Consider the following 24,044-nt stretch of genomic DNA (forward strand, 5'->3'; position numbering starts at 1 on the left):
GAAAATCCAGTGCTGGCCTTTCTATGCAGCGGCTCGAGGCATGGCTATCATGCGGGCCTCATTGTGAGGCGAGACCTGCATGCTGACGTTGTTGAAGCTTCTGAAGGATGGGCGATTTCATTCGGGCCAGGCGTTGGGCGCCTCGCTGGGGGTGAGCCGCAGTGCTGTGTGGAAACAGCTACAACACCTGGAGGCCGAGCTGGGCATTCCAATACACAAGGTGCGCGGTCGTGGTTATCAATTGGCCGCCCCCCTTTCATTCCTGGATGCTGACGAGATCGCGCTCCAGTCGTCCGGTTCGGGCTGGTCATTGCAGGTTTTCGATTCCATCGACTCAACCAATGCTGAGGCATTGAGGGCGATTGATCGTGGTGTACCCGCGCCGCTGGTTGTGATTGCGGAGCGGCAAACGGCGGGGCGCGGACGGCGAGGTCGGAAATGGGTTAGCCCGTTTGCGGAAAATGTTTATTACAGCCTGGTCCTGCGCGTCGATGGTGGAATGCGGCAGCTTGAGGGATTGAGTCTAGTCGTCGGTTTGGCCGTCATGCATACATTGCGCGAGCTGGGCATTGCCGGCGTAGGCCTTAAGTGGCCAAACGATGTGTTGGTTGGTAGCAAAAAAATCGCCGGTATTCTTTTGGAGCTCGTCGGCGATCCGGCCGATGTGTGTCACGTCGTCCTAGGTGTAGGTATAAACGTAAATATGCAGGTGGCTGAAAAGGTCGATCAACAGTGGACGTCCATGCGTTTGGAGACCGGCCGCATGCTTGATCGCAATCGGCTCGTAGCGCTGCTCGGCGCAAAGCTGCAGCAATACCTCGATCGTCATCGAAAGTCGGGCTTTGCTGAAATTCAGGCTGAGTGGGAAGCCCATCACCTCTGGCAGGGGCGCGCGGTTTCGCTGATTGCTGGTAGCAGCCAAACAGATGGCGTGGTGATCGGCATCGATAATCAGGGGGCACTGCGTTTAAATGTGGCGGGTGTGGAAAAAACCTTTAGCGGTGGTGAGCTCAGTCTGAGGTTGCGCGATGATTCTTGAGCTTGATTGCGGAAACAGTTTCATCAAATGGCGCGTCCTTCATCTGGATGAGGTGCGCCTGATTTCGGAGGGGACGGTCGATTCCGATGCAGCACTACTTGTATGCCTGAGGAATGTTCCAGGTCTCGCGCTTAAGCATTGTCGCCTGGTAAGCGTGCGTACTAACGAAGAGACGCAAGCACTTACACTCATGCTTGGTCGCGAGTTCGGCATCAACGTCTTGTGCGCGACTTCTGCGCGTGTCACCTCCGGGGTGCGAAATGGATACGAGGAGTTCGAGCGCCTGGGGCTGGATCGTTGGCTGGCAATGCTGGGGGCGTTTCATCTCGCGTCTCGCGCCTGCCTCGTTCTCGATTTCGGCACAGCGCTGACTTCTGACTTTGTTGCTTCGGACGGCGAACACTTGGGAGGGTATATCTGCCCTGGTATGCCGCTCATGCGTAATCAATTGCGGACTCATACCCGCCGTATTCGTTATGACGACGTGGCAGCATCGCGCGCCGTGGAGAATCTCGCACCTGGCCGTTCAACGGTAGAGGCTGTCGAGCGTGGGTGTTCACTTATGTTGAGGGGGTTTGTGCTGACCCAGCTCGAGCTTGCCACCAGTTATTGGGGGGATGATTTCACAGTATTCCTCACTGGAGGTGATGCGGCTCTGGTTGCCGCTGTAGTGCCGCAAGCCAAACTAGTACCGGATTTGGTGTTTGTCGGTCTCGCAATGGCTTGTCCCCTGGTTTGAGGTTTGTATGCGTTGGTTATTTTTGCTACTGATCGTCCTCAATGGGTTTTATTACATCTGGCATCAGCAGGAGGCCCCACTTCGCGCTAAGGATGTCACCCCCCTTAACTTATATCGCGGTTCTCAGCAGGATATCCGGCTCTTGAGCGAGACTGCGGACAAGGGAAGGCGTGCCGAAGAAGAAGCTGGTTGTCTGTTCTTGGGTGGTTTTGCACGCCAAGAGACCTTGAGGGCCGTTGAGCAGCGTTTAAGAGGGCTGAATATTCGGGTGCAACATCTGACAGCGTCGCTTCCGGATTCTGAAGGGTATTGGTTGCGCGTCTCGGCAGAGGGGCGTCCCGCAGTAGATGAATTGCTGTTGCTGAACCTTGCTAAGGAATTCAATGAGTTAAAACATAAAATAATGCCTTGCGAGGGGGTTGCAACTGCGGAATAGGTTGCATAGAATGGCGCCCGCTTCGCAGTGAACACCTTAACAGGTTGTACGTGCAAAGCAGCGTCAACGCAGCTAACCTCAGGTTTTTAATGAGAAAATGCTTGACAGAAGGCCGGCGTAGTATAGAATGCCGGCTCGCTTAGGAGGGGTTCCCGAGCGGCCAAAGGGATCAGACTGTAAATCTGACGTCTATGACTTCGAAGGTTCGAATCCTTCCCCCTCCACCATTTTAGCGTGAGCTGCAAGCTTACGCGGGTATAGTTTAGTGGTAGAACCTCAGCCTTCCAAGCTGATGATGCGGGTTCGATTCCCGCTACCCGCTCCAGGTTTGCAGGTTGTGCAGTGTGTTTTGCTCTTGTAGCTCAGTTGGTAGAGCACACCCTTGGTAAGGGTGAGGTCAGCGGTTCAAATCCGCTCAAGAGCTCCATATAACAAGGCAGATATGAAAATATCTGCCTTTGTTTTAATGGCTAGTGTGAATGCTTAATTCTTCTCCTGAGGGTGATTTCGATGGCTAAGGAAAAGTTCGAACGTAACAAGCCGCACGTCAACGTTGGTACCATTGGTCACGTAGACCACGGCAAAACAACCTTGACGGCCGCTCTGACCCGCGTCTGCTCCGAAGTGTTCGGTTCGGCCAAGGTTGACTTCGACAAGATCGATAGCGCCCCAGAAGAAAAAGCTCGCGGTATTACCATTAACACCGCTCACGTGGAATACGATTCGGCTGTGCGTCACTACGCACATGTTGACTGCCCTGGTCACGCTGACTACGTAAAAAACATGATCACCGGTGCTGCTCAGATGGATGGCGCTATTCTGGTTTGCTCGGCCGCTGATGGTCCGATGCCGCAAACCCGTGAGCACATCCTCCTGTCCCGCCAGGTTGGCGTACCGTACATCGTTGTCTTCCTGAACAAGGCTGACATGGTTGACGACGCTGAGCTGCTGGAACTGGTTGAGATGGAAGTGCGCGATCTGTTGAGCACTTATGATTTCCCTGGTGACGATACTCCAATCATCATCGGTTCTGCTTTGATGGCTCTTAATGGTCAAGACGACAACGAGATGGGTACTACCGCCGTCAAGAAGTTGGTCGAGACGCTTGATAGCTACATTCCGCAGCCAGAGCGCGCAATTGATAAGCCGTTCCTGATGCCGATCGAGGACGTATTCTCGATCTCGGGTCGCGGTACTGTTGTGACTGGTCGTGTTGAGCGGGGCATTGTTCGCATCCAGGAAGAGGTTGAGATCGTTGGTCTGCGTGACACGGTCAAGACAACCTGCACTGGTGTTGAGATGTTTCGCAAGTTGCTCGACGAAGGTCGCGCTGGTGAAAACTGTGGCGTACTGCTGCGTGGCACCAAGCGTGATGATGTCGAGCGTGGTCAGGTACTGGTCAAGCCGGGTACCGTCAAGCCGCACACCAAGTTCACTGCTGAAGTTTATGTTCTGAGCAAAGAAGAGGGTGGTCGTCATACGCCATTCTTCAAAGGCTACCGTCCACAGTTCTACTTCCGTACGACTGACGTGACCGGTAACTGCGAGTTGCCAGAAGGTGTTGAGATGGTGATGCCGGGTGATAACGTTCAGATGATCGTTACCCTGATCAAAACCATCGCGATGGAAGATGGTCTGCGTTTCGCTATTCGTGAAGGCGGTCGTACCGTCGGCGCGGGTGTCGTAGCCAAGGTCATCGAGTAAACAGTTGTAATGTCTTTTTCGGGCCGGCATAATGGTCGGCCTGATTTTGTTTTAGGTCAGTAGCTCAATTGGCAGAGCGACGGTCTCCAAAACCGTAGGTTGGGGGTTCGATTCCCTCCTGACCTGCCAGATTCACTTGGTGTGTCTGGCTTTCTTTTCACAGGATCTTCATAGATGACTCCTAAAGCTGAAGCTCAAGGCTCTCGCTTCGATCTGCTCAAGTGGCTTGTAGTAGTCGCTTTGGTGGTTGTTGGCGTTGTCGGCAATCAGTACTACTCTGCTTCGCCGATCCTGTACCGCGTACTTGCTTTGCTTGCCATCGCTGCTGTAGCTGCCTTTGTAGGCCTGCAAACAGCCAAGGGCAAGTCTTTCTTTGTACTGGTTAAGGAAGCTCGCACCGAGATTCGTAAAGTCGTATGGCCAACTCGCCAAGAAACCACGCAGACCACGTTGATCGTTGTGGCTGTTGTCCTGGTTATGGCGTTGCTGTTGTGGGGGCTTGATTCCCTGCTCGGCTGGCTTGTTTCCTTGATTGTCGGCTAAGGGTGTCCCGTGGCTAAGCGTTGGTACGTTGTGCATGCTTACTCGGGTTACGAGAAGCATGTCATGCGCTCGTTGGTAGAGCGCGTAAAGCTGGCTGGCATGGAAGATGGCTTCGGCGAAATTCTGGTTCCCACTGAAGAAGTGGTTGAAATGCGTAATGGCCAGAAACGCAAAAGCGAGCGCAAATTCTTCCCAGGTTATGTGCTGGTCCAAATGGACATGAACGAGGGTACTTGGCACTTGGTCAAGGATACTCCTCGGGTGATGGGTTTCATCGGCGGTACTGCTGATAAGCCTGCACCGATCACAGATAAAGAAGCAGAAGCAATTCTGCGCCGTGTTGCTGATGGTAGCGACAAGCCGAAGCCGAAGACGTTGTTCGAACCGGGTGAGGTGGTGCGAGTCACTGACGGTCCGTTCGCTGATTTCAACGGTACGGTTGAAGAAGTTAACTACGAAAAGAGCCGGATCCAGGTCGCAGTGCTGATTTTCGGACGCTCTACTCCGGTAGAGCTTGAGTTTAGCCAGGTCGAAAAGGTCTAGCTGAACAAGCATCCCAACCCCGCAGCCTAGGCTGTGGGGTTTTGTCGTCACTGGGATAAACGCGCAAGTAACCGGGGAGCCTTTCGAGGCGTTCGAACCCGTAATTGGAGTGCCACATGGCCAAGAAGATTACCGCTTACATCAAGCTGCAAGTGAAGGCCGCTCAGGCCAACCCTAGCCCACCCGTCGGTCCAGCACTGGGTCAGCACGGCGTGAATATCATGGAATTCTGCAAGGCTTTCAACGCCCGTACTCAGGGTCTCGAAGCAGGTCTGCCGACTCCAGTGATCATCACTGTATACAGCGACCGTAGCTTCACGTTCGAAACCAAGTCGACCCCTGCTTCGGTTCTGCTGAAGAAAGCTGCTGGTCTGACTAGCGGTTCCGCTCGTCCAAACACCGTTAAGGTTGGCACCGTTACCCGTGCTCAGCTGGAAGAAATCGCGAAAACCAAAAACGCGGATCTGACTGCAGCTGATATGGAAGCAGCCGTGCGTACCATCGCCGGTTCTGCTCGTAGCATGGGCCTTAACGTGGAGGGTGTGTAATGGCTAAGCTGACCAAGCGCCAAAAGGCTATCGCCGGCAAAATCGAAGCGGGCAAAGCCTACAGCTTCGTTGACGCTGCCGCTCTCCTGACCGAGCTGTCGACCGTCAAGTTCAGCGAGTCGGTAGACGTCGCTGTCAATCTGGGTGTTGACCCGCGTAAATCCGACCAGGTCGTACGTAGCGCTACTGTGCTGCCACACGGCACTGGCAAGACCGTTCGCGTTGCTGTGTTCACCCAGGGTCCAGCTGCTGAAGCTGCTCTGGCTGCCGGCGCCGATCGCGTTGGTATGGACGACCTTGCTGCTGAAATGAAAGGCGGCGACCTGAACTACGACGTAGTGATCGCATCCCCGGATGCCATGCGCGTTGTGGGTCAGTTGGGTCAGATCCTCGGTCCACGTGGTCTGATGCCTAACCCTAAAGTCGGTACCGTAACTCCAGACGTCGCCAACGCGGTTAAAAACGCCAAGGCTGGTCAGGTTCGTTATCGCACCGACAAAAACGGCATCATCCACACCTCCGTTGGCAAAGTCGGCTTTGACGCCGTCAAGCTGAAGGAAAACGTTGAAGCCCTGATCGCTGATCTGAAGCGTATCAAGCCAGCTTCCTCGAAAGGTATCTACGTGAAGCGCGTTACCCTGAGCACCACTATGGGCCCAGGTCTGGTCATCGACCAAGGCTCGCTGGACGTATAAGACACAGATTGGCGCGAGCGATCGCGCCAGTTGCAAGATTGGGGTCCCTGCCTGGCGGGGGCTATCCAAGACCGTAGGCGACGCAAGTCTTAAACCACAAGCCTACGCAGATGGTGCTCCCGGTTCCTTACCGAATCAGACACCAAAACGACATCCGGCCTCGGTTGGATGAAACGGTAACAAGCAGGAGTTAAACCCGTGGCAATTAAACTCGAAGACAAGAAGGCCATCGTCGCTGAAGTCAACGAGGCTGCCCTGGCTGCCCTGTCCGCTGTTGTGGCTGATGCCCGTGGTGTGACAGTAGGCGCTATGACCGGACTCCGTAAAGAGGCTCGTGAAGCTGGCGTTTACGTACGTGTTGTACGTAACACTCTGCTCAAGCGCGCCGTTGCTGGCACTCAATATGACGTGCTCAACGACGTGTTCACTGGCCCGACCTTGATTGCATTCTCGAAAGAACATCCGGGCGCTGCTGCTCGTATCTTCAAAGAGTTCGCAAAAGGTCAGGATAAGTTCGAGATCAAGGCAGCTGCGTTCGAGGGCAAGTTCCTCGCAGCTAATCAGATCGACGTACTGGCAAGCCTGCCGACCCGTGACGAAGCAATTTCTCAGCTGATGAGCGTGATTCAAGGCGCAACCAGCAAATTGGCTCGTACTCTGGCGGCACTTCGCGACCAGAAAGAAGCAGCTGCAGCTTAAGGCTCGGCGTCTCCTTTCAGCGTTTATTGTTTATTTCGATGGCCGCGTAGGCTGTCACCCCAATACAGGAATTTATAGTCATGTCTCTGACTAACGACCAAATCATCGAAGCAATCGGCGAAAAATCCGTTCTGGAAATCGTTGAGCTGATCAAGGCCATGGAAGAGAAGTTCGGCGTTTCCGCTGCCGCTGCTTCCGCTGGTCCAGCTGCTGTTGCTGCCGTTGTTGAAGAACAAACTGAATTCAACGTTATGCTGACCGAAGCTGGCGAGAAGAAAGTTAACGTGATCAAGGCAGTACGTGAACTGACCGGTCTGGGCCTGAAAGAAGCCAAGGCAGTAGTTGACGGCGCTCCGGCAATGGTTCTGGAAGCAGTGTCGAAAGACGCAGCTGACAAAGCCAAGGCCACTCTGGAAGAAGCAGGCGCTAAAGTCGAGCTGAAGTAAGCATCGACTTTGCTCCTCCAGCCCGAGCGTAAAGCAAAAGGCTGATGGCTGGTGGCTCTTGCCACCGGCCTTTTTCCGTTATTGGCAGCCGACTGGGTCGGTGCCGGTAACGAGCTGTAACCACCCGATGTGGTGGCGCAAACCATGGGGTTTGCACGATTTTCTGGCTGCTCCCGTCGGGAGGGGCCAAACAAGCAGGTGACCAAGCTGGGGAACGCTGATGGCTTACTCATATACTGAGAAAAAACGTATCCGCAAGGACTTTAGCAAGTTGCCGGACGTCATGGATGTGCCGTACCTCCTGGCCATCCAGCTGGATTCGTATCGTGAATTCTTGCAAGCGGGAGCGACTAAAGATCAGTTCCGCGACGTGGGCCTGCATGCGGCCTTCAAATCCGTTTTCCCGATCATCAGCTACTCCGGCAATGCTGCGCTGGAGTACGTCGGTTATCGCCTGGGCGAACCGGCATTTGATGTCAAAGAATGCGTGTTGCGTGGTGTAACTTACGCCGTACCTTTGCGGGTAAAAGTGCGCCTGATCATTTTCGACAAAGAATCGTCGAACAAAGCGATCAAGGACATCAAAGAGCAAGAAGTCTACATGGGTGAAATTCCCCTGATGACTGAGAACGGTACCTTCGTAATCAACGGTACCGAGCGTGTAATCGTTTCCCAGCTGCACCGTTCCCCGGGCGTGTTCTTCGACCACGACCGTGGCAAGACGCACAGCTCCGGCAAACTGTTGTACTCGGCTCGCATCATTCCTTACCGCGGCTCGTGGCTGGACTTCGAGTTCGACCCGAAAGATTGCGTATTCGTGCGTATCGACCGTCGTCGCAAGCTGCCTGCATCGGTATTGCTGCGCGCGCTCGGCTATACCACTGAAGAAGTGCTGGACGCGTTCTACACCACCAACGTCTTCCACGTGCAAGGTGAAAACCTCAGCCTGGAACTGGTGCCTCAGCGCCTGCGTGGTGAAATTGCCGTCCTGGATATCCTGGATGACAAAGGCAAGGTTATTGTCGAGCAAGGTCGTCGTATCACCGCTCGCCACATCAACCAGCTGGAAAAAGCCGGGATCAAAGAGCTGCAAGTGCCTCTGGACTACGTCCTGGGTCGCACCACCGCCAAGGTCATCGTGCATCCGGCTACCGGCGAAATCCTGGCAGAGTGCAACACCGAGCTGAACACCGAAATCCTGGCGAAAATTGCCAAGGCCGGTGTCGTGCGCATCGAAACTCTGTACACCAACGATATCGACTGCGGTCCGTTCGTCTCCGACACGCTGAAGATCGACTCCACCAGCAACCAATTGGAAGCGCTGGTCGAGATCTATCGCATGATGCGTCCGGGCGAGCCGCCAACCAAAGACGCTGCTGAAACACTGTTCAACAACCTGTTCTTCAGCCCAGAGCGCTATGACCTGTCCGCGGTCGGCCGGATGAAGTTCAACCGGCGTATCGGTCGTACAGAGATCGAAGGTTCGGGCGTGCTGTGCAAGGAAGACATCGTCGCGGTATTGAAGACTCTGGTCGACATCCGTAACGGCAAAGGCATCGTCGATGACATCGACCACCTGGGTAACCGTCGTGTTCGCTGCGTAGGCGAAATGGCCGAAAACCAGTTCCGCGTTGGCCTGGTACGTGTTGAGCGTGCGGTCAAAGAGCGTCTGTCGATGGCTGAAAGCGAAGGCCTGATGCCGCAAGACCTGATCAACGCCAAGCCAGTGGCTGCGGCGGTGAAAGAGTTCTTCGGTTCCAGCCAGCTGTCGCAGTTCATGGACCAGAACAACCCGCTGTCCGAGATCACCCACAAGCGTCGTGTCTCTGCACTCGGCCCGGGCGGTTTGACTCGTGAGCGCGCAGGCTTTGAAGTTCGTGACGTACACCCGACTCACTACGGTCGTGTTTGCCCGATCGAAACGCCGGAAGGTCCGAACATCGGTCTGATCAACTCCCTGGCCGCCTACGCGCGCACCAACCAGTACGGTTTCCTCGAGAGCCCGTACCGTGTGGTGAAAGACGCTTTGGTCACCGATGAGATCGTGTTCCTCTCCGCTATCGAAGAGGCCGATCACGTGATCGCCCAGGCTTCGGCCACGATGAGCGACAAGAAAGTCCTGATCGACGAGCTGGTAGCTGTTCGTCACTTGAACGAGTTCACCGTCAAGGCGCCGGAAGACGTCACCTTGATGGACGTTTCGCCGAAGCAGGTTGTATCGGTTGCCGCGTCGCTGATCCCGTTCCTCGAGCACGACGACGCCAACCGTGCGTTGATGGGTTCGAACATGCAGCGTCAGGCTGTGCCAACCCTGCGTGCTGACAAGCCCCTGGTCGGTACTGGCATGGAGCGTAACGTTGCCCGTGACTCCGGCGTTTGCGTCGTGGCTCGTCGGGGTGGCGTGATCGACTCTGTCGACGCCAGCCGTATCGTGGTTCGTGTTGCCGATGACGAAGTTGAAACCGGCGAAGCCGGTGTCGACATCTACAACCTGACCAAATACACCCGCTCCAACCAGAACACCTGCATCAACCAGCGTCCGCTGGTGCGTAAAGGTGATCGGGTTCAGCGTAGCGACATTATGGCCGACGGTCCGTCCACCGACATGGGTGAGCTGGCTCTGGGTCAGAACATGCGCATCGCTTTCATGGCGTGGAACGGCTTCAACTTCGAAGACTCCATCTGCCTGTCCGAGCGTGTGGTTCAGGAAGACCGTTTCACCACGATCCACATTCAGGAACTCACCTGTGTGGCGCGTGACACCAAGCTTGGGCCAGAGGAAATCACTGCAGACATCCCGAACGTGGGTGAAGCTGCACTGAACAAGCTGGACGAAGCCGGTATCGTTTACGTAGGTGCTGAAGTTGGCGCAGGCGACATCCTGGTGGGTAAGGTCACTCCGAAAGGCGAGACCCAACTGACTCCGGAAGAAAAACTGCTGCGTGCCATCTTCGGTGAAAAAGCCAGCGACGTTAAAGACACCTCCCTGCGCGTGCCGACTGGCACCAAAGGTACTGTCATCGACGTACAGGTCTTCACCCGTGACGGCGTAGAGCGTGATGCTCGCGCGCTGTCGATCGAGAAGACTCAGCTCGACGAGATCCGCAAGGACCTGAACGAAGAGTTCCGTATCGTTGAAGGCGCGACTTTCGAACGTCTGCGTTCCGCTTTGGTCGGCCATAAAGCCGAAGGCGGCGCCGGTCTGAAGAAAGGTCAGGAGATCACCAACGAAGTCCTCGACGGTCTTGAGCACGGCCAGTGGTTCAAACTGCGCATGGCTGAAGATGCTCTGAACGAGCAGCTCGAGAAGGCTCAGGCCTACATCGTTGATCGTCGCCGTCTGCTGGACGACAAGTTCGAAGACAAGAAGCGCAAACTGCAGCAGGGCGATGACCTGGCTCCAGGCGTGCTGAAAATCGTCAAGGTTTACCTGGCAATCCGTCGCCGCATCCAGCCGGGCGACAAGATGGCCGGTCGTCACGGTAACAAGGGTGTGGTCTCTGTGATCATGCCGGTTGAAGACATGCCACACGATGCCAATGGCACCCCGGTCGACGTCGTCCTCAACCCGTTGGGCGTACCTTCGCGTATGAACGTTGGTCAGATCCTTGAAACCCACCTGGGCCTTGCGGCCAAAGGCTTGGGCGAGAAGATCAACCGGATGGTCGAAGAGCAGCGTAAAGTTGCAGATCTTCGCAAATTCCTGGATGAGATCTACAACCAGATCGGCGGTCGTAACGAAGATCTGGATAGCTTCTCCGACCAGGAAATTCTGGATCTGGCGAAAAACCTGCGTGGCGGCGTTCCAATGGCCACTCCAGTGTTCGACGGCGCCAAGGAAAGCGAAATCAAGGCCATGCTGAAACTGGCGGACCTGCCAGAAAGCGGCCAGATGCAGCTGACCGACGGCCGTACCGGCAACAAGTTCGAGCGCCCGGTTACTGTTGGCTACATGTACATGCTGAAGCTGAACCACTTGGTAGACGACAAGATGCACGCTCGTTCTACCGGTTCTTACAGCCTGGTTACCCAGCAGCCGCTGGGTGGTAAGGCACAGTTCGGTGGTCAGCGTTTCGGGGAGATGGAGGTCTGGGCACTGGAAGCATACGGTGCTGCTTACACTCTGCAAGAAATGCTCACAGTGAAGTCGGACGATGTGAACGGTCGGACCAAGATGTACAAAAACATCGTGGACGGCGATCACCGTATGGAGCCGGGCATGCCCGAGTCCTTCAACGTGTTGATCAAGGAAATTCGTTCCCTCGGCATCGATATCGATCTGGAAACCGAATAACACGTGACGCGAATCGAGAGCGGGGCAGGATTGCCCGCTCTCTGCTCCGCCAGGAGGAAAGGCCTTGAAAGACCTACTGAATTTGCTGAAAAACCAGGGTCAAGTCGAAGAGTTCGACGCCATCCGTATCGGGTTGGCATCGCCTGAGATGATCCGTTCTTGGTCGTTCGGTGAAGTTAAAAAGCCGGAAACCATCAACTACCGTACGTTCAAACCTGAGCGTGACGGCCTGTTCTGCGCCAAGATCTTTGGCCCGGTAAAGGATTACGAGTGCCTGTGCGGTAAGTACAAGCGCTTGAAGCATCGCGGCGTGATCTGCGAGAAGTGCGGCGTTGAAGTCGCTCTGGCCAAGGTTCGTCGTGAGCGCATGGCGCACATCGAACTGGCTTCGCCGGTTGCCCACATCTGGTTCCTAAAATCGCTGCCGTCGCGTATCGGTTTGCTGATGGACATGACCCTGCGTGATATCGAACGCGTTCTCTACTTCGAGAGCTATGTCGTTATCGATCCAGGCATGACCACCCTTGAAAAAGGTCAGCTGCTGAACGACGAGCAGTACTTCGAAGCGCTGGAAGAGTTCGGCGACGATTTCGATGCCCGCATGGGTGCCGAAGCTGTCCGCGAACTGCTGCACGCTATCGACCTGGAGCACGAGATTGGTCGTCTGCGCGAAGAAATTCCGCAAACCAACTCCGAAACCAAAATCAAGAAGCTGTCCAAGCGTCTGAAGTTGATGGAAGCCTTCCAGGGTTCCGGCAACCTGCCAGAGTGGATGGTGCTGACCGTTCTGCCGGTTCTGCCGCCAGATTTGCGTCCACTGGTCCCGCTGGATGGCGGTCGCTTCGCGACTTCCGACCTCAACGATCTGTATCGTCGAGTGATCAACCGTAACAACCGTTTGAAGCGCCTGCTGGATCTGTCCGCTCCGGACATCATCGTGCGCAACGAAAAACGTATGTTGCAGGAAGCCGTCGATGCACTGCTCGACAACGGTCGTCGTGGCCGCGCTATCACCGGTTCCAACAAGCGTCCTCTGAAATCCCTGGCTGACATGATCAAGGGTAAGCAAGGTCGTTTCCGTCAGAACTTGCTCGGTAAGCGTGTTGACTACTCCGGTCGTTCGGTAATTACCGTAGGTCCGACCCTGCGTCTGCACCAGTGCGGTCTGCCGAAGAAGATGGCGCTCGAGCTGTTCAAGCCGTTCATTTTCGGCAAGCTGGAAATGCGTGGTCTCGCGACCACCATCAAAGCAGCCAAGAAAATGGTCGAGCGTGAACTGCCAGAGGTTTGGGACGTTCTCGCTGAAGTGATTCGCGAACACCCGGTTCTCCTCAACCGTGCACCGACCCTTCACCGTCTGGGTATCCAGGCGTTTGAACCGGTACTGATCGAAGGTAAGGCTATCCAGCTGCACCCTCTGGTCTGCGCTGCGTACAACGCCGACTTCGACGGCGACCAAATGGCCGTGCACGTACCGCTGACACTGGAAGCCCAGCTGGAAGCGCGTGCGTTGATGATGTCGACCAACAACATTCTGTCGCCAGCCAACGGTGAGCCAATCATCGTTCCGTCGCAGGACGTTGTATTGGGTCTGTACTACATGACTCGTGAAGCGATCAACGCCAAGGGCGAAGGTCGTGTGTTCGCGGATCTGCAGGAAGTTGACCGTGTGTTCCGTGCCGGCGAAGCCGCACTGCACGCCAAGGTCAAAGTGCGGATCAACGAAACCGTCAACGATCGTGACGGCGGCAGCGTGACCAACACCCGTATCGTCGACACCACTGTCGGCCGTGCGCTGTTGTTCCAGGTTGTGCCAAAAGGTCTGTCGTACGACGTCGTCAACCTGCCAATGAAGAAAAAGGCGATCTCCAAGCTGATCAACCAGTGCTACCGCGTGGTTGGTTTGAAAGAGACCGTAATCTTCGCTGACCAGTTGATGTACACCGGTTTTGCTTACTCGACCATTTCCGGCGTTTCCATCGGTGTTAACGACTTCGTTATCCCGGATGAAAAAGCCCGCATCATCGGTGCTGCTACCGACGAAGTGAAGGAAATCGAGAGCCAGTACGCCTCCGGCCTGGTAACCCAGGGCGAGAAGTACAACAAAGTAATCGACCTTTGGTCCAAGGCGAACGACGAAGTTTCCAAGGCGATGATGGCCAACCTCTCGAAAGAGAAGGTCATCGATCGTCATGGTGTCGAAGTCGACCAGGAGTCCTTCAACTCGATGTACATGATGGCCGACTCGGGCGCACGGGGTTCTGCTGCGCAGATCCGTCAGCTCGCCGGTATGCGTGGCCTGATGGCCAAGCCGGACGGTTCCATCATCGAGACGCCGATTACCGCGAACTTCCGTGAAGGCTTGAGCGTACTTCAGTACTTCATCTCGACTCACGGTGCTCGTAAAGGTCTTGCGGATACCGCGTTGAAAACCGCGAACTCCGGTTACCTGACTCGTCGTCTGGTAGACGTGGCGCAGGATCTGGTCGTGACCGAGATCGATTGCGGCACCGAACACGGCCTGCTGATGACACCGCACATTGAAGGCGGTGACGTTGTAGAGCCGCTGGGTGAGCGCGTATTGGGTCGTGTCATTGCCCGTGACGTCTTCAAGCCAGGTACCGAGGAAGTTATCGTTCCTGCCGGCACGCTGGTTGACGAGAAGTGGGTCGAGTTCATCGAACTCAACAGCATCGACGAAGTGATCGTTCGTTCGCCGATCAGCTGCGAAACCCGCTACGGCATTTGCGCCAAGTGCTACGGCCGTGACTTGGCTCGTGGTCACCAGGTGAACATTGGTGAAGCGGTCGGCGTTATCGCTGCCCAGTCCATCGGTGAGCCGGGTACCCAGCTGACCATGCGTACGTTCCACATCGGTGGTGCGGCAAGCCGGACCTCCGCGGCCGACAGCGTTCAGGTGAAGAATGGCGGTACTGTCCGTCTGCACAACCTGAAGCACGTTGAGCGAGTGGATGGCCACCTGGTTGCCGTGTCCCGTTCCGGTGAGCTGGCGATCGCTGATGACTACGGTCGTGAGCGCGAGCGTTACAAGCTGCCGTACGGTGCTGTGATTTCGGTTAAAGAAGGTGACAAGGTCGACGCTGGCGCAATCGTGGCCAAGTGGGATCCGCACACTCACCCAATCGTTACCGAAATGAAAGGTACCGTGACCTACGTGGGCATGGAAGAAGGCATCACGATCAAGCGTCAGACTGACGAATTGACCGGTATGACCAACATTGAAGTCCTCGACGCCAAAGACCGTCCAGCTGCGGGCAAGGACATTCGTCCTGCGGTGAAAATGGTCGACGACAACGGCAAGGATCTGTTGCTGCCAGGCACTGACGTTATCGCTCAGTACTTCCTGCCAGCCAACGCCCTGGTCGGTGTGGCGGATGGTGCGAAAATCGCGATCGGTGATGTTATCGCGCGTATTCCGCAAGAGACTTCGAAGACCCGTGACATCACCGGTGGTCTGCCGCGTGTTGCCGACTTGTTCGAAGCTCGTCGTCCGAAGGAAGCGTCGATTCTGGCTGAAGTCAGTGGCACCATCGCCTTCGGTAAAGAGACCAAGGGCAAGCGCCGTCTGGTCATTACCCCGAACGACGGTACCGATCCGTACGAGGAGCTGATTCCGAAGTGGCGTCACCTGAACGTCTTCGAAGGCGAACAAGTGAACCGTGGCGAAGTCATCTCCGACGGTCCAAGCGATCCTCACGATATCCTGCGTTTGCTGGGTGTCAGTGCGCTGGCCAAGTACATCGTTAACGAGATCCAGGACGTTTACCGTCTGCAAGGCGTGAAGATCAACGACAAGCACATCGAGACCATCCTGCGTCAGATGCTGCGTAAAGTTGAAATCGCTGAATCCGGCGATTCGAGTTTCATCAAGGGCGACCAGATGGAGCTGACTCACGTACTGGTAGAGAACGAGCGTCTGGGCGCGGAAGACAAGTTTGTCTCCAAGTTCACACGCGTTCTGCTGGGTATCACCAAGGCGTCGTTGTCGACCGAATCGTTCATCTCGGCGGCCTCTTTCCAAGAGACCACCCGCGTACTGACCGAAGCGGCCGTTACCGGCAAGCGCGATTACCTGCGCGGCCTGAAAGAAAACGTGGTTGTGGGTCGTTTGATCCCGGCCGGTACCGGTCTGGCTTATCACAGCGAGCGTAAGCGTCGTCGTGATGCAGACAAACCGTTGCGCGTAAGCGCCAGTGAAGTGGAAGCTGCACTGACCGAAGCGCTGAACTCGAGCGGTAACTGAGTTCTGCGGTAAGTAAGCGTCGGGCCCTGGCAGCCCCGTTCATCGAATCGAGACATTTTGTCGAGGTATGATGAGCGGGGAGGTCGGGGCCTTGCCTTGACTGGGGGCAAGATCCTCTTTAGACTCTTGTACCCCTAAATTTGGCGGGAATTCGTTCCTGCCATTTTGCTTTTCTTGCAAGACAATAGCGTCGCAAGACAACAGTGGAGCTAGTAGATGGCAACTATCAACCAGCTGGTACGTCAGCCGCGTAAGCGTATCGTCGAGAAATCCGACGTGCCTGCGCTGCAGAACTGCCCGCAACGTCGTGGCGTATGCACCCGTGTGTATACCACTACGCCGAAAAAACCTAACTCGGCACTGCGTAAAGTATGCCGTGTGCGCCTGACCAACGGTTTCGAGGTTTCCTCGTACATCGGTGGTGAAGGTCACAACCTGCAAGAGCACAGCGTGGTCCTGATCCGCGGCGGTCGTGTAAAAGACTTGCCAGGTGTTCGTTACCACACCGTTCGCGGTTCTTTGGATACTTCCGGCGTTAAAGGTCGTAACCAGGGTCGTTCGAAGTACGGTACCAAGAAGCCTAAGTAGTAGCGGCTTTTTGTAACAACTGAATCATCTATTTTTCTGAGTCGATAAGAGTAAGGTCGGAGGCGTCCCGAAAGGGCACCGATTCCGAGCGAACCTGAAGACCGTTTGAGGGCTTATCCATGCCAAGAAGACGCGTAGCAGCCAAGCGCGAAGTGCTTGACGATCCAAAATACGGAAGCCAAATCCTGGCCAAGTTCATGAACCACGTGATGGAAAGCGGCAAGAAAGCCGTTGCCGAGCGTATCGTTTATGGCGCGCTGGAAAAGGTTAAAGAACGCAAGAACAGCGATCCCCTGGAAATCTTCGAGAAAGCTCTCGACGCCATCGCTCCGCTGGTCGAAGTGAAGTCGCGCCGTGTAGGCGGTGCTACTTACCAGGTTCCGGTCGAAGTTCGCCCGTCCCGTCGTAACGCCCTGGCAATGCGCTGGTTGGTAGACTTCGCCCGTAAGCGCGGCGAGAAGTCTATGGCCCTGCGTTTGGCCGGTGAGCTGTTGGATGCTGCTGAAGGCAAAGGTGCTGCAGTTAAGAAGCGTGAAGACGTGCACCGTATGGCTGAAGCCAACAAGGCTTTCTCGCACTACCGCTTCTAATTTTAGCGTCACTCATTTTGCGAGGGCTTTATGGCTCGTACTACACCGATTAATCGCTACCGTAACATTGGTATCGTTGCTCACGTGGATGCTGGTAAAACCACCACCACCGAGCGCGTCCTTTTTTACACTGGCAAAAGTCACAAAATGGGCGAGGTGCATGACGGCGCCGCGACCACAGACTGGATGGTTCAGGAGCAGGAGCGTGGTATTACCATTACTTCTGCTGCTATTACCGCCTTCTGGCAGGGTTCCGAGAAGCAGCACAAAGATCAATACCGCTTCAACGTCATTGACACCCCGGGCCACGTTGACTTCACCATCGAAGTTGAGCGTTCCCTGCGTGTTCTCGACGGCGCGGTCGTTGTGTTCTGCGGTACCTCGGGTGTTGAGCCTCAGTCGGAAACCGTATGGCGTCAAGCCAACAAATACGGCGTTCCACGTCTTGTTTACGTGAACAAGATGGACCGTGCTGGTGCGAACTTCCTGCGCGTGATCGGTCAGATCAAGCAGCGTCTGGGTCACACTCCGGTGCCAATCCAGTTGGCTATCGGTTCCGAAGACAACTTCCAGGGTCAGATCGATCTGATGTCCATGGAAGCTGTGTACTGGAACGATTCAGACAAAGGTATGGCTCCACGTCGCGAGGCTATCCCTGCTGATATGCAGGAACTGGCTGACGAGTGGCGCAGCAACATGGTTGAGGCTGCGGCCGAAGCCAGCGAAGAGCTGATGAACAAGTACCTCGAAGGTGAAGAGCTCACCAACGAGGAAATCAAGGCCGCTCTGCGTCAGCGCACTATCGCTGGTGAGATCGTTCTGGCTGTTTGCGGTTCTTCCTTTAAGAACAAGGGCGTTCCCCTGGTTCTCGACGCCGTTATCGATTACCTGCCGGCTCCGACCGATATTCCTGCCATCAAGGGTACCGACCCGGATGACGAGGAAAAACAAATGGAGCGTCATGCGAACGACGACGAGCCGTTCTCGGCTCTGGCGTTCAAGATCGCTACCGACCCATTCGTGGGTACTTTGACCTTCGTTCGAGTTTACTCGGGCGTGTTGGCCTCCGGCGACGGCGTGATCAACTCGGTTAAAGGCAAGAAAGAGCGCGTGGGTCGTATGGTGCAAATGCACGCAAACGCCCGTGAAGAGATCAAGGAAGTACGCGCTGGCGACATCGCGGCCCTGATCGGCATGAAGGACGTCACCACTGGTGAAACTTTGTGCGACGCTGCCAAGCCAATCATCCTGGTTCGCATGGACTTCCCGGAGCCGGTTATTTCGGTTGCCGTTGAGCCTAAGACCAAGGATGACCAGGAAAAAATGGGTATCGCTCTGGGCAAACTTGCTCAGGAAGATCCATCTTTCCGCGTCAAGACTGATGAAGAGACTGGTCAAACGATCATCTCCGGCATGGGCGAGCTGCACTTGGACATCCTGGTTGACCGGATGCGCCGCGAGTTCAACGTCGAAGCCAACATCGGTAAGCCTCAGGTTTCCTATCGTGAGCGCATCACGAAGAACTGTGAGATCGAAGGCAAGTTCGTTCGTCAATCCGGCGGTCGTGGCCAGTTTGGTCACTGCTGGATTCGTTTTGCGCCGGCTGATGAAGGTCAGGAAGGTCTGCAATTCGTGAACGAAGTAGTGGGTGGTGTGGTTCCTAAGGAATACATCCCGGCTATCCAGAAGGGTATCGAAGAGCAGATGAAGAACGGCGTTGTTGCCGGCTATCCGCTGATCGGCCTGAAGGCGACCGTGTTTGATGGTTCCTACCACGACGTCGACTCCAACGAGATGGCGTTTAAGGTGGCTGCTTCCATGGCTACCAAGCAACTGGCCCAGAAGGGCGGTGGTGAGTTGCTTGAGCCAATCATGGCAGTAGAGGTTGTTACGCCTGAAGACTATATGGGTGACGTGATGGGCGACCTTAACCGTCGTCGCGGCATGATCCTGGGTATGGAAGATACGGTTTCCGGCAAAGTGATTCGCGCCGAGGTTCCGTTGGGTGAGATGTTCGGTTACGCAACCGACGTTCGCTCCATGTCCCAAGGTCGCGCAAGCTACTCTATGGAATTCAAAAAATACAATACGGCTCCGTCGCATATCGTCGAAACCGTTACCAAAAAACAAGGCTGATTCAGCCCCTTTAGGCTAGGAGTTAATTGTCGTGGCTAAAGAAAAATTTGATCGTTCCCTACCGCACGTCAACGTTGGCACCATTGGTCACGTTGACCACGGTAAAACCACTCTGACTGCTGCTCTGACTCGCGTCTGCTCCGAAGTTTTCGGTTCGGCCGTTGTTGCTTTCGACAAAATCGACAGCGCTCCGGAAGAAAAGGCTCGTGGTATCACCATCAACACCGCGCACGTTGAATACAACTCGCTGATCCGTCACTACGCTCACGTTGACTGCCCAGGTCACGCTGACTATGTGAAGAACATGATCACCGGTGCTGCGCAGATGGACGGCGCTATTCTGGTTTGCTCGGCCGCCGATGGTCCGATGCCACAAACCCGTGAGCACATCCTGCTGTCCCGCCAGGTTGGCGTTCCGTACATCGTTGTCTTCCTGAACAAGGCTGACATGGTTGACGACGCTGAGCTGCTGGAACTGGTTGAGATGGAAGTGCGCGATCTGCTGAGCACTTACGACTTCCCGGGCGACGACACTCCGATCATCATCGGTTCCGCTCTGATGGCTCTGAACGGCCAAGACGACAACGAAATGGGCACCACTGCCGTTCGTAAACTGGTTGAGACTCTGGACGGCTACATCCCGGATCCAGTCCGTGTTATCGACAAGCCGTTCCTGATGCCAATCGAAGACGTATTCTCGATCTCCGGTCGCGGTACTGTTGTAACTGGCCGTATCGAGCGCGGTATCGTCAAGGTTCAGGATCCACTGGAAATCGTTGGTCTGCGTGACACTACCGTCACCACCTGCACCGGTGTTGAAATGTTCCGTAAGCTGCTCGACGAAGGTCGTGCTGGCGAGAACTGCGGCGTGCTGCTGCGCGGCACCAAGCGTGACGACGTTGAGCGTGGCCAGGTTCTGGTCAAGCCAGGTTCGGTCAAGCCGCACACTACCTTCGAAGCTGAAGTGTACGTGTTGAGCAAAGAAGAAGGCGGTCGTCACACTCCGTTCTTCAAAGGCTACCGTCCACAGTTCTACTTCCGGACCACTGACGTGACCGGTAACTGCGAACTGCCGGAAGGCGTTGAAATGGTAATGCCAGGCGACAACATCAAAATGGTTGTTACCCTGATCAAAACCATTGCAATGGAAGATGGTCTGCGTTTCGCTATCCGTGAAGGCGGTCGTACCGTCGGCGCTGGCGTCGTAGCCAAAATCATCGCTTAATAAGTGATGACTTGAAAAAGCCCCCGCCTAGCGGGGGCTTTTTTATTGGGTTGACACCTATCTGGGGCGTCTATAGAATTGCGCCTCCTTTTAACGGGCGTATTGCGCCCGGTGGGAATAGCAGCCGGAGTCTGAAATCCAATGCAAAATCAGCAAATCCGTATCAGGTTGAAGGCTTTTGACCATCGCCTGATCGACCAATCCACCCAGGAAATCGTGGAAACCGCGAAACGTACTGGTGCTCAAGTGCGTGGTCCAATTCCACTGCCTACCCGTAAAGAGCGGTTCACCGTTCTGGTCTCCCCGCACGTCAACAAAGACGCGCGTGACCAGTACGAGATCCGTACTCATAAGCGCGTTCTGGACATCGTCCAGCCAACGGATAAAACCGTTGATGCTCTTATGAAGCTTGATCTTGCGGCCGGTGTGGAAGTGCAGATCAGCCTCGGCTAAGACTCGGTCTTAGTCGTGTAACGCTCTGAAATGGGCGGCCATAGCGGGTGAAAGCCCCGTACACTCATGAGGTTTACAACATGACTATTGGTGTAGTCGGTCGTAAATGCGGTATGACCCGTATTTTCACCGAAGAAGGTGTCTCCATTCCGGTCACGGTCATTGAGATCGAGCCGAATCGCGTCACCCAGTTCAAAACTGAAGAGACCGATGGCTATCGTGCAGTGCAAGTCACTGTAGGCGAGCGTCGTGCTTCGCGTGTTACAGCTGCTCAAGCTGGCCACTTCGCCAAGGCGAACGTAGCCGCTGGTCGTACCGTAATGGAATTCCGCCTTGAAGAAGGCGATTACCAGGCCGGCGATCTGATCAACGCTGAAATCTTCGCCGCTGGCCAACTGGTTGATGTAACCGGTCAGTCCAAGGGTAAAGGCTTCCAGGGTACGATCAAGCGTTGGAACTTCCGCGGGCAAGATAATACCCACGGTAACTCCGTGTCCCACCGCGTTCCAGGCTCTATCGGCCAGTGCCAGACTCCTGGTCGTGTATTCAAGGGCAAAAAAATGTCCGGTCATATGGGCGCTGAGCGCGTGACCGTGCAGTCCCTCGAAGTAGTGCGCGTGGACGCTGAACGCAATCTGTTGTTGGTCAAGGGCGCTGTTCCTGGCGCTACTGGCGGCAACTTGGTTGTACGTCCAGCAGCCAAGGCTCGCGGTTAAGGGGAAGCTGACATGCAATTAAATGTAAATGACGCTCAAGCGATCGAAGTTTCCGAACTGACATTTGGCGGCGAGTTTAACGAGACGCTGGTTCACCAAGCAGTCGTGGCCTACATGGCCGGCGGCCGTCAAGGTAGCAAGCAGCAAAAGACCCGTTCCGACGTTCGTGGTGGCGGCAAGCGCCCATGGCGTCAGAAAGGTACTGGCCGTGCTCGTGCCGGTACCATCCGTAGCCCAATCTGGCGCGGCGGCGGTACTACTTTCGCAGCTCGTCCACAGGATCACACCCAGAAGCTGAACAAGAAGATGTATCGCGCAGCAATGCGTTCCATCCTTGCTGAGCTGGTGCGTACTGATCGTCTGGTCGTGGTTCAGGACTTCGCTGTTGAAGCACCGAAAACCAAAGATCTGCTCAGCAAGCTGAATGGCATGGGTCTGACTGATGTCCTGATCGTGTCTGATGCTGTTGATCAGAACCTGTACCTGGCTGCTCGCAACCTGCCACACGTTGATGTACGTGACGTGCAAGGTTCCGATCCAGTTAGTCTGATCGCATACGACAAGGTGTTGATCACCGTGTCGGCCGTGAAGAAATTCGAGGAGCTGCTGGGATGAACCAGGAACGCGTATTTAAAGTTCTGCTTGGCCCGCACGTTTCCGAGAAGGCTACGGTTCTGGCAGACAAGAAAGGCCAGTTCGTTTTCAAAGTTGCTACTGACGCAACCAAGCTGGAAATCAAGAAGGCCGTCGAAAGCCTGTTCAGCGTGAAAGTAGAGCGCGTTACTACCCTGAATGTTCTGGGTAAGAGCAAGCGCACTGCTCGCGGTCTGGGCAAGCGTAATGACTGGAAGAAGGCAGTTATCTCCCTTCAGCCAGGCCAAGATCTCGATTTCAGCAGCAGTGCTGAGTAAGGAAGGGGTGCATCATGGCAATCGTTAAATGCAAACCGACTTCCCCTGGCCGCCGTTTTGTGGTCAAGGTGGTCAACCAGGAGCTGCATAAAGGCGCTCCTCACGCACCGCTGCTCGAGAAAAAATCGAAGACTGGTGGTCGTAACAACAATGGCCGTATTACCACTCGTCACATCGGTGGTGGTCATAAGCAGCATTATCGTCTGGTCGACTTCCGTCGTAACGACAAAGATGGCATCGCTGCCACTGTCGAGCGTATCGAATACGATCCAAACCGTACTGCTCACATCGCTCTGCTGCTGTACGCAGATGGCGAGCGTCGCTACATCATCGCGCCTAAAGGCGTGAGCGCTGGCGACCAGCTGATCGCAGGTGCCTTGGCGCCGATCAAGCCGGGCAACGCTCTGCAACTGCGTAACATTCCAGTTGGTAGCACCGTACACGGCATCGAATTGAAGCCAGGTAAAGGCGCGCAAATCGCTCGTTCCGCTGGTGCTTCGGCTCAGCTGATCGCTCGTGAAGGTGTCTACGTGACCCTGCGTCTGCGTTCTGGTGAGATGCGTAAAGTGCTGGCTGAATGCCGCGCGACCCTGGGTGAAGTCTCGAACTCCGAGCACAGCCTGCGTTCGCTGGGTAAAGCTGGTGCCAAACGCTGGCGTGGCGTTCGCCCAACCGTTCGTGGTGTTGCCATGAACCCGGTTGACCACCCACATGGTGGTGGTGAAGGTCGTACCTCTGGTGGTCGTCATCCGGTATCGCCATGGGGCTTCCCGACTAAGGGCGCGAAGACTCGTGGTAATAAGCGTACCGACAAAATGATCGTCCGTCGTCGCAAGTAAATAGAGGGATACGACAGTGCCACGTTCTCTGAAAAAAGGTCCTTTTATCGATCTTCACCTACTGAAGAAGATCGAAGTGGCGGCGGAAAAGAACGATCGCAAACCAGTTAAAACCTGGTCGCGCCGTTCGATGATCCTGCCACAAATGGTCGGTTTGACCATCGCAGTACACAACGGTCGTCAACACGTCCCGGTTCTCGTTAACGAAGACATGGTCGGCCACAAACTGGGCGAGTTCGCCGGTACCCGCACTTATCGTGGGCACGTGGCTGACAAGAAAGCCAAGCGTTAAGGGGTTAGGAAATGGAAGTAGCCGCTAAGTTGTCGGGCGCTCGAATCTCCGCCCAGAAAGCCCGCTTGGTCGCCGACCAGATCCGCGGGAAGAAGGTGGGCGAAGCGCTCAACCTGTTGGCTTTCAGCAGTAAGAAAGCCGCCGAGATCATGAAGAAAGTGCTGGAGTCGGCCGTAGCCAACGCCGAGCATAACGAAGGCGCAGATGTTGATGACCTTAAGGTCAGCACCGTTTTCGTCAACGAAGGGCGTTCGCTGAAGCGCATCATGCCGCGTGCCAAAGGCCGTGCTGATCGCATCGTCAAGCGGTCTTGCCATATCACTGTCAAGGTTGCTGACAAGTAA

The 24,044-nt window shown here is 55.4% G+C and carries 23 protein-coding genes and 4 tRNA genes; all 27 read left to right on the forward strand.

Translation table 11 applies throughout. The features are described 5' to 3' along the window. The first annotated feature begins 79 nt into the window (after positions 1-79). The 27 genes from birA to rplV all read left to right on the forward strand — a co-directional run bounded on the left by birA (position 80) and on the right by rplV (position 24,044). Positions 80-1,039, forward strand: a complete 960-nt coding sequence (gene birA, locus RG836_RS15475) for a bifunctional biotin--[acetyl-CoA-carboxylase] ligase/biotin operon repressor BirA (protein WP_310847033.1) — start codon at positions 80-82, stop codon at positions 1,037-1,039. After that, complete coding sequence (locus RG836_RS15480; RefSeq protein ID WP_310847036.1) at positions 1,029-1,778, forward strand: pantothenate kinase; 750 nt, start codon at positions 1,029-1,031, stop codon at positions 1,776-1,778. Before birA ends, RG836_RS15480 begins: the two co-directional genes overlap by 11 nt. Before the next feature lie 7 nt (positions 1,779-1,785). Continuing rightward, positions 1,786-2,214, forward strand: a complete 429-nt coding sequence (locus RG836_RS15485; protein WP_310847037.1) for a hypothetical protein — start codon at positions 1,786-1,788, stop codon at positions 2,212-2,214. Positions 2,215-2,356: 142 nt separating this feature from the next. Further along, positions 2,357-2,441 (forward strand) — tRNA-Tyr (locus RG836_RS15490). A 24-nt stretch (positions 2,442-2,465) separates the two neighbouring features. Further along, a tRNA-Gly gene (locus RG836_RS15495) sits at positions 2,466-2,539 on the forward strand. Positions 2,540-2,565: 26 nt separating this feature from the next. Next, positions 2,566-2,641, forward strand: a tRNA-Thr gene (locus tag RG836_RS15500). 83 nt (positions 2,642-2,724) lie between these two features. Continuing rightward, positions 2,725-3,918, forward strand: coding sequence for an elongation factor Tu (gene tuf / locus RG836_RS15505; protein ID WP_310847039.1), 1,194 nt, complete (start codon positions 2,725-2,727; stop codon positions 3,916-3,918). A gap of 53 nt (positions 3,919-3,971) precedes the next feature. Then, positions 3,972-4,047: transfer RNA gene (locus RG836_RS15510), tRNA-Trp, on the forward strand. Between the two features lie 45 nt (positions 4,048-4,092). Beyond that, positions 4,093-4,461, forward strand: coding sequence for a preprotein translocase subunit SecE (gene secE, locus RG836_RS15515; RefSeq protein WP_009045851.1), 369 nt, complete (start codon positions 4,093-4,095; stop codon positions 4,459-4,461). Positions 4,462-4,470: 9 nt separating this feature from the next. Further along, positions 4,471-5,004: a transcription termination/antitermination protein NusG gene (gene nusG, locus RG836_RS15520; RefSeq protein WP_003186097.1), complete on the forward strand. Its 534-nt coding sequence runs from the start codon at positions 4,471-4,473 to the stop codon at positions 5,002-5,004. A 116-nt stretch (positions 5,005-5,120) separates the two neighbouring features. Further along, positions 5,121-5,552: a 50S ribosomal protein L11 gene (gene rplK / locus RG836_RS15525; RefSeq protein WP_095147410.1), complete on the forward strand. Its 432-nt coding sequence runs from the start codon at positions 5,121-5,123 to the stop codon at positions 5,550-5,552. Then, entirely contained in the window at positions 5,552-6,247 is a 696-nt protein-coding gene (rplA, locus tag RG836_RS15530; protein WP_092306067.1) for a 50S ribosomal protein L1, read from the forward strand. The genes rplK and rplA overlap by 1 nt, the downstream gene beginning before the upstream one ends. A gap of 198 nt (positions 6,248-6,445) precedes the next feature. Then, the gene (rplJ, locus tag RG836_RS15535; RefSeq protein ID WP_310847047.1) at positions 6,446-6,946 is read left to right on the forward strand and encodes a 50S ribosomal protein L10; all 501 of its coding nucleotides are present in this window, start codon (positions 6,446-6,448) and stop codon (positions 6,944-6,946) included. A gap of 80 nt (positions 6,947-7,026) precedes the next feature. Continuing rightward, complete coding sequence (rplL, locus tag RG836_RS15540; protein WP_008073881.1) at positions 7,027-7,392, forward strand: 50S ribosomal protein L7/L12; 366 nt, start codon at positions 7,027-7,029, stop codon at positions 7,390-7,392. Positions 7,393-7,612: 220 nt separating this feature from the next. Continuing rightward, positions 7,613-11,686, forward strand: a complete 4,074-nt coding sequence (rpoB, locus tag RG836_RS15545; RefSeq protein WP_310847051.1) for a DNA-directed RNA polymerase subunit beta — start codon at positions 7,613-7,615, stop codon at positions 11,684-11,686. Positions 11,687-11,750: 64 nt separating this feature from the next. Further along, positions 11,751-15,950 carry a DNA-directed RNA polymerase subunit beta' gene (gene rpoC / locus RG836_RS15550; RefSeq protein ID WP_310847052.1) on the forward strand — a complete coding sequence of 1,400 codons (4,200 nt, stop codon included), beginning with the start codon at positions 11,751-11,753 and terminating at the stop codon, positions 15,948-15,950. Positions 15,951-16,166: 216 nt separating this feature from the next. Beyond that, positions 16,167-16,538 carry a 30S ribosomal protein S12 gene (gene rpsL, locus RG836_RS15555; protein WP_002555494.1) on the forward strand — a complete coding sequence of 124 codons (372 nt, stop codon included), beginning with the start codon at positions 16,167-16,169 and terminating at the stop codon, positions 16,536-16,538. Positions 16,539-16,657: 119 nt separating this feature from the next. Further along, positions 16,658-17,128 (forward strand): 30S ribosomal protein S7, encoded by a 471-nt coding sequence (gene rpsG / locus RG836_RS15560; protein WP_002555493.1) that lies wholly within the window; start codon positions 16,658-16,660, stop codon positions 17,126-17,128. Positions 17,129-17,158: 30 nt separating this feature from the next. After that, positions 17,159-19,264, forward strand: coding sequence for an elongation factor G (fusA, locus tag RG836_RS15565; RefSeq protein WP_310847055.1), 2,106 nt, complete (start codon positions 17,159-17,161; stop codon positions 19,262-19,264). Between the two features lie 31 nt (positions 19,265-19,295). Beyond that, positions 19,296-20,489: an elongation factor Tu gene (gene tuf, locus RG836_RS15570; protein WP_310847057.1), complete on the forward strand. Its 1,194-nt coding sequence runs from the start codon at positions 19,296-19,298 to the stop codon at positions 20,487-20,489. A gap of 141 nt (positions 20,490-20,630) precedes the next feature. Further along, the gene (gene rpsJ, locus RG836_RS15575) at positions 20,631-20,942 is read left to right on the forward strand and encodes a 30S ribosomal protein S10 (RefSeq protein WP_003186070.1); all 312 of its coding nucleotides are present in this window, start codon (positions 20,631-20,633) and stop codon (positions 20,940-20,942) included. An 80-nt stretch (positions 20,943-21,022) separates the two neighbouring features. Beyond that, positions 21,023-21,658, forward strand: coding sequence for a 50S ribosomal protein L3 (rplC, locus tag RG836_RS15580; RefSeq protein WP_007253310.1), 636 nt, complete (start codon positions 21,023-21,025; stop codon positions 21,656-21,658). Positions 21,659-21,670: 12 nt separating this feature from the next. Further along, entirely contained in the window at positions 21,671-22,273 is a 603-nt protein-coding gene (rplD, locus tag RG836_RS15585) for a 50S ribosomal protein L4 (RefSeq protein WP_310847061.1), read from the forward strand. Further along, positions 22,270-22,569, forward strand: coding sequence for a 50S ribosomal protein L23 (rplW, locus tag RG836_RS15590; RefSeq protein WP_002555488.1), 300 nt, complete (start codon positions 22,270-22,272; stop codon positions 22,567-22,569). Before rplD ends, rplW begins: the two co-directional genes overlap by 4 nt. Before the next feature lie 14 nt (positions 22,570-22,583). Further along, entirely contained in the window at positions 22,584-23,408 is an 825-nt protein-coding gene (gene rplB / locus RG836_RS15595; protein ID WP_003210080.1) for a 50S ribosomal protein L2, read from the forward strand. A gap of 16 nt (positions 23,409-23,424) precedes the next feature. Beyond that, complete coding sequence (rpsS, locus tag RG836_RS15600) at positions 23,425-23,700, forward strand: 30S ribosomal protein S19 (RefSeq protein ID WP_002555486.1); 276 nt, start codon at positions 23,425-23,427, stop codon at positions 23,698-23,700. Between the two features lie 11 nt (positions 23,701-23,711). Beyond that, positions 23,712-24,044 (forward strand): 50S ribosomal protein L22, encoded by a 333-nt coding sequence (gene rplV, locus RG836_RS15605; protein WP_003103908.1) that lies wholly within the window; start codon positions 23,712-23,714, stop codon positions 24,042-24,044.

Source organism: Pseudomonas rhizozeae (assembly GCF_031583775.1).
Classification (GTDB): Bacteria; Pseudomonadota; Gammaproteobacteria; order Pseudomonadales; family Pseudomonadaceae; genus Aquipseudomonas.

What these genes read in the sequence shown, in the direction of transcription:
- RG836_RS15485 (WP_310847037.1), top strand. Translation starts at nt 1,786, where the DNA reads ATGCGTTGGTTATTTTTGCTACTGATCGTCCTCAATGGGTTTTATTAC.
- rplD (WP_310847061.1), top strand. Translation starts at nt 21,671, where the DNA reads ATGCAATTAAATGTAAATGACGCTCAAGCGATCGAAGTTTCCGAACTG.
- rplL (WP_008073881.1), top strand. Translation starts at nt 7,027, where the DNA reads ATGTCTCTGACTAACGACCAAATCATCGAAGCAATCGGCGAAAAATCC.
- RG836_RS15480 (WP_310847036.1), top strand. Translation starts at nt 1,029, where the DNA reads ATGATTCTTGAGCTTGATTGCGGAAACAGTTTCATCAAATGGCGCGTC.
- rpsL (WP_002555494.1), top strand. Translation starts at nt 16,167, where the DNA reads ATGGCAACTATCAACCAGCTGGTACGTCAGCCGCGTAAGCGTATCGTC.
- rplW (WP_002555488.1), top strand. Translation starts at nt 22,270, where the DNA reads ATGAACCAGGAACGCGTATTTAAAGTTCTGCTTGGCCCGCACGTTTCC.
- rplK (WP_095147410.1), top strand. Translation starts at nt 5,121, where the DNA reads ATGGCCAAGAAGATTACCGCTTACATCAAGCTGCAAGTGAAGGCCGCT.
- birA (WP_310847033.1), top strand. Translation starts at nt 80, where the DNA reads ATGCTGACGTTGTTGAAGCTTCTGAAGGATGGGCGATTTCATTCGGGC.
- rpsJ (WP_003186070.1), top strand. Translation starts at nt 20,631, where the DNA reads ATGCAAAATCAGCAAATCCGTATCAGGTTGAAGGCTTTTGACCATCGC.
- secE (WP_009045851.1), top strand. Translation starts at nt 4,093, where the DNA reads ATGACTCCTAAAGCTGAAGCTCAAGGCTCTCGCTTCGATCTGCTCAAG.
- rpoB (WP_310847051.1), top strand. Translation starts at nt 7,613, where the DNA reads ATGGCTTACTCATATACTGAGAAAAAACGTATCCGCAAGGACTTTAGC.
- rplV (WP_003103908.1), top strand. Translation starts at nt 23,712, where the DNA reads ATGGAAGTAGCCGCTAAGTTGTCGGGCGCTCGAATCTCCGCCCAGAAA.
- tuf (WP_310847039.1), top strand. Translation starts at nt 2,725, where the DNA reads ATGGCTAAGGAAAAGTTCGAACGTAACAAGCCGCACGTCAACGTTGGT.
- rplC (WP_007253310.1), top strand. Translation starts at nt 21,023, where the DNA reads ATGACTATTGGTGTAGTCGGTCGTAAATGCGGTATGACCCGTATTTTC.
- rpsG (WP_002555493.1), top strand. Translation starts at nt 16,658, where the DNA reads ATGCCAAGAAGACGCGTAGCAGCCAAGCGCGAAGTGCTTGACGATCCA.
- rplB (WP_003210080.1), top strand. Translation starts at nt 22,584, where the DNA reads ATGGCAATCGTTAAATGCAAACCGACTTCCCCTGGCCGCCGTTTTGTG.
- fusA (WP_310847055.1), top strand. Translation starts at nt 17,159, where the DNA reads ATGGCTCGTACTACACCGATTAATCGCTACCGTAACATTGGTATCGTT.
- rplA (WP_092306067.1), top strand. Translation starts at nt 5,552, where the DNA reads ATGGCTAAGCTGACCAAGCGCCAAAAGGCTATCGCCGGCAAAATCGAA.